Origin of the sequence: Mesorhizobium sp. M1338, assembly GCF_040318045.1 — a bacterium.
In the GTDB taxonomy this organism is placed as follows: Bacteria; Pseudomonadota; Alphaproteobacteria; order Rhizobiales; family Rhizobiaceae; genus Mesorhizobium.
This window is the reverse complement of the sequence record NZ_JAMYLL010000169.1, coordinates 1-540: the sequence shown is the minus strand read 5'-3', so window position 1 is coordinate 540 and position 540 is coordinate 1. Positions and strand designations below refer to the sequence as shown.

The 540-nt window shown below is 58.5% G+C and carries 1 pseudogene; it reads right to left on the bottom strand.

Going from position 1 to position 540, the window contains the following annotated elements:
- Positions 1 to 425: pseudogene (locus NKH19_RS33510) on the bottom strand (Ulp1 family isopeptidase); the annotation flags it as partial.
- Positions 426 to 540: the final 115 nt, after the last annotated feature.

The following is a 540-nucleotide window of genomic DNA, read 5'->3' as shown; positions in this document are numbered from 1 at the left end:
TCATCCAGCGACCCCTCGTGAAGCCGAGCCGCAATCCCCGGCTTTTTGTTTTCAACCAGGTATTCACTGAAACGTCTAGGAGCAGATCCATAGGTCTGAATGGTAGCGGGATTCGGCCCGGTCGGCGCTGCCTTGTACTCTTTGATGGGAGCCGCTGTGTAATCTCTGATGAGCGCGGCGTCGGCAGGGTCGGGATTATTCAGGACAGCGGCGCGGTCCAGCACTGGCGCTCCGCCCGCCCACGTCTTGAGATGACCCACTGCTCTAGCCACGTCCGAGGAGCCACTCTTGCTCTCGTACTCCTTGAGATCCGGATCCAGCGACTCCTCGTGAAGCCGAGCAGCAAATCCCGGCCTGTTATTATCAAAGAGCCAACGACCAAAGCCGAGAAGAGAATTTACATGGCGCTTGACCGTGCTCTCCAATGCTGACCTCAGCCCTTCGACAATGGTCGCATCGTTGGAATAGAGAGGACCCTTGTCGCGACCGGAGACCCCTATTGGAGGATCTGGCTGCACCGCCGGCGGCACAGAACGAGCA